Origin of the sequence: Flavobacterium sp. (genome assembly GCF_043773265.1) — a bacterium.
In the GTDB taxonomy this organism is placed as follows: domain Bacteria; phylum Bacteroidota; class Bacteroidia; order Flavobacteriales; family Flavobacteriaceae; genus Flavobacterium.
The window spans coordinates 1-3,945 of the sequence record NZ_JAYVFH010000245.1; the positions used below are offsets into that span (position 1 = coordinate 1).

4 protein-coding genes are annotated in these 3,945 nt (G+C 28.5%); 3 read left to right on the forward strand and 1 reads right to left on the reverse strand.

Features of this window, described 5'->3' with window-relative positions; translation table 11 throughout:
* Window positions 1-191 precede the first annotated feature (191 nt).
* Together ACH2BO_RS13115 and ACH2BO_RS13120 are read left to right on the forward strand one after the other, a co-directional pair.
* Window positions 192-674: a DUF1573 domain-containing protein gene (locus ACH2BO_RS13115; protein ID WP_395045183.1), complete on the forward strand. Its 483-nt coding sequence runs from the start codon at window positions 192-194 to the stop codon at window positions 672-674.
* A 67-nt stretch (window positions 675-741) separates the two neighbouring features.
* Entirely contained in the window at window positions 742-1,272 is a 531-nt protein-coding gene (locus tag ACH2BO_RS13120; RefSeq protein WP_395045184.1) for an RNA methyltransferase, read from the forward strand.
* On the opposite strand, the gene folK is transcribed toward ACH2BO_RS13120, so the two are convergent.
* A complete protein-coding gene (gene folK / locus ACH2BO_RS13125) occupies window positions 1,269-2,402 on the reverse strand; it encodes a 2-amino-4-hydroxy-6-hydroxymethyldihydropteridine diphosphokinase (protein ID WP_395045186.1) in 1,134 nt (377 codons plus the stop codon). The two genes, ACH2BO_RS13120 and folK, sit on opposite strands and share 4 nt — an antisense overlap.
* A gap of 139 nt (window positions 2,403-2,541) precedes the next feature.
* Here folK and sppA point away from each other — a divergent pair.
* Window positions 2,542-3,945: signal peptide peptidase SppA (gene sppA, locus ACH2BO_RS13130; RefSeq protein WP_395045185.1), on the forward strand; the 1,404-nt coding region annotated here is incomplete at its 3' end.

Consider the following 3,945-nt stretch of genomic DNA (forward strand, 5'->3'; position numbering starts at 1 on the left):
GGTGTTTCTTTTACCTCGTTTTCTTTGGATGACACTATAATTTTATTTTTAAATTGTGTGCACGAATTTAATTATTTAAAATGAAAAAGTGCCATTAACATTTCATTTAATAAAAAATTGCTTTTCATTGTGATGTGAATTATTTTTTTTAACTAAATTTGCTTAATTAAAAATTATAAAAGAACCATAAAATGAAAAAAATAGTATTAATTGCATTGTTGTCTGTATTTAGTTTAAGTACTGCAAATGCTCAAACTAAAGCAAAAAAAACTAAAAAAGTTGCTACAACTAAAGTTGCCACTCCAAAAATTCCAACTGTTGAAGGTGCAGGAATGCTTTTTGAAAGTGATGTTATAGATTATGGAACAATTCCTCACAATGCTGATGGAAAAAGAGAATTTGTATTTGTAAATAATGGAAACAAGCCATTAATTATTACAAGTGCTAATGGTTCTTGCGGTTGTACTGTACCAACTTATCCTAAAGATCCAATTGCTCCAGGTGAAAAAGCTGTAATTGGAGTAAAATATGACACAAACAGAGCTGGACAACCATTTGAAAAAACTATAACATTAAAAAGTAATGCTGTTCAAGGAGAAACTAAACTTTTAACAATTAAAGGAACGGTTTTACCAGCAGCAACTACACCAGTTGTAGAAACTACAAAAAGCTAAATTTTAAAATTATAGAATGCAAAAACCACGTATAATGCGTGGTTTTTTTTTGAATAGTACAAAATAAATGAGAAAATTAGAGAATATAGAATTAGAAAGAAAAAGTGTTGAAGATTTTAAAAATTCTAAAAAAACACCAATTATTATTATTCTTGATGATATTAGGAGTTTAAATAATATTGGTTCTGTTTTTAGAACTTGTGATGCTTTTTTAATTGAAAAAATTTATCTGTGTGGTATAACTGCAATTCCGCCAAATAAAGAAATTCATAAAACGGCACTTGGTGCTACAGAAACTGTGGCTTGGGAATATCATAGTAATGTTTTGGAAGTAATTTCTAACCTAAAAGAAAATTCAGTAAAAGTATTAGCAATTGAGCAAGTTGAAAATTCAATATTGTTAAATAATTTTACTCCAATTCAAGATCATAAATACGCTTTAGTTTTTGGAAATGAAGTGTATGGCGTTTCTCAAGATGCAATTAAAATGTGTGACGGAACATTAGAAATTCCGCAATTGGGAACCAAACATTCATTAAATATATCTGTAAGTGCAGGAATTGTTATTTGGGATATTTTTACAAAAATGAAACATTAATCAAGTTTCTTTTTAATTTCATTCAAAATAAAAATATAATCTTCTTGATTTTTTAGAAAATCCAACTCAGAAACATCTATGATTAATACATTCAAATCTTTTTGGGTTTTTATATAATCTAAATATCCATTGTTTATTTTTTCTAGATATTCCGCCGGTATTTCTTGCTCATAACTTCTTCCTCTACGTTTTATATTTTGTAAAAGTCGCTCGGTATTTTGATACAAATAGACATACAAATCTGGTTTTGGCATTTCTTTGTAGATAATATCAAACAACGTTTTGTATAGTCGCACTTCATCTTCTGCAAGGGTAACTTTAGCAAATATTAACGATTTAAAAATATGATAATCGGCAATAACAAAATCTTTAAAAAGGTCAAATTGAGCTAAATCATCTGATATTTGTTGGTATCTATCCGCCAAAAAAGACATTTCTAGCGGAAAAGCATAACGGTTTTGGTCTTTATAAAATTTAGGTAAAAATGGATTGTCTACAAAGCGTTCTAAAACTGTTTTTGCATTAAAATCTTCTGCAATTTTTGTTGTTAGTGTAGTTTTTCCTGCGCCAATATTTCCTTCAATAACAATATAATTAAATTGTTCTAATTTAATTTTTGATAATGGACTTTCAAGTTTTAAAAGTTTTACACAATTAGATTTATCTGTACAAATTGAAATTAATTCGGATATAGATTTTTGCAAAATAGGATGTTTCCAATCTGTTACAACTTCTTTCATTGGCACAATTACAAACAATCTATCTTGTAAATGTTTGTGCGGAATTTGTAAATTACCCGACACAAAAACTTCTTCATCAACAGAAATAATGTCAATATCAATTATTCTTGCTTGATATTCTTTACTTTCATTTCTTGTTCTGCCCAGTTTTTTTTCAATTTTTAAACAACTTTTTAAAACTTTTTGTGCAGATTTATTTGTATGAAGTAAAACGCAACAATTATAAAAAGAATCGCTTTTAAAACCCCAAGAATCAGATTCGTACAACGAAGAAACTTTTACAATTGTACCAACTTCGTTATGCAACATTTCAATACATTGATCAATATTTTCTTGACGATTGCCAAGATTACTGCCAAGAGAAAGTACAATATTGTGTTGCTTATTCATACTTGGCAAAATAACTAAAAGAATTTTAGAAATAAAGTATATTTGTAGCATCTGTTAATAACTATTTTTGTGAAAACTTTAAGGTAATGATTTGTAACAAATTGAGTTTTTAACTACTAATAAAGAAAAAGATTAAAGTATGAGATTTTTAGGAAATGTATTGGCCACAATTGTTGGTTTGTTTTTGTTTTTAATGATTTGTTTTTTTGGGATATTGTTAATTGGTGCTTTGTTTGGTAATAGCGACGAAACCGTTCAAGTAAAGAGTAATTCTGTAATAGAATTAGATTTATCTAAAATTAATAATGACTATGCAGGAAAAGTAAATTATAAAGATTTTGATTTTTTTAAAGCCAAACACGATGGATTATTTGATGTTATAAAAGCCATAGAATATGCTAAAACAGATGATAAAATTAAAGGAATTTCTATTTTAAATAATACATCAGCTTTAGGATTGGCGCAAACAAAAGCACTTAGAGATGAACTTGAAAGCTTTAAAAAATCTGGAAAGTTTGTTTATTCTTATGCAGATTATTATTCGCAACGCGATTATTATTTAAACTCGGTTGCCAACAGTATTTATTTAAATCCAATTGGAGAATTAGAATTTAAAGGATTATCTGCCGAGATTATGTTTTTTAAAGATTTTCAAGAAAAATCTGGTGTAAAAGTAGAAGTAATTCGTCATGGAAAATATAAAAGTGCGGTAGAACCATTTTTAGAAAATAAAATGAGTGATGCCAATAAAGAACAAACTTCAGCATTACTAAATTCAGTATGGAGTTCTGTAATTACAGAAGTTTCTAAAAGTAGAAATGTATCTGTAGAACGATTGAATTTAGTAGCCAACGGATTGCTTGCAAGAACTCCAGAAATGGCTATAAATGAGAAACTTATTGATAAAATTGCTTATGAAGATGTCTATCATTCTGATATTAAAAAAGTATTAAAAATTGATGAAGATGAAGATTATGATTCCGTTTCAATTGAAGATTATACAGAAAAAGTGGCTACAAACTCAATAAACTTTGATGCAAAAGATAAAATTGCAGTTATTTATGCTCAAGGCGAAATACAAAGTGGCGAAGGTGACGTAACTGTAATTGCCGAAGGTGCAATGCGAAGATCGTTACAAGAAGCAAGAAAAGATAAAAATGTAAAAGCAATTGTACTTAGAATTGATAGTCCTGGCGGAAATGCATTAACATCTGAATTAATTTGGAGAGAAATAGAATTGACTAAAAAAGTTAAACCAGTTGTGGTTTCTATGGGAAATTATGCAGCTTCTGGCGGATATTACATTGCTTGCAACGCAGATAAAATATTTGCAGAAGAAAATACAATAACTGGTTCTATTGGTGTTTTTGGAACTTTGCCTAACTTTACGCAAGCTGCTAATAAATTCGGAATCAATACAGTACAAGTTAAAACTCACGAGAATGCTAGCGAATACAGTCCATTTGTGCCATTAGACGAAAAGTTTAAAGGTTTTACTTTAGAAAGTGTTGAACATATTTACGATGTATTTGTAAATCGAGTT

Bases quoted from the DNA above. Each gene is read 5' to 3' on its own strand.
- ACH2BO_RS13115 (WP_395045183.1), top strand. From the start codon at position 192: ATGAAAAAAATAGTATTAATTGCATTGTTGTCTGTATTTAGTTTAAGT.
- ACH2BO_RS13120 (WP_395045184.1), top strand. From the start codon at position 742: ATGAGAAAATTAGAGAATATAGAATTAGAAAGAAAAAGTGTTGAAGAT.
- folK (WP_395045186.1), bottom strand. From the start codon at position 2,402: ATGAATAAGCAACACAATATTGTACTTTCTCTTGGCAGTAATCTTGGC.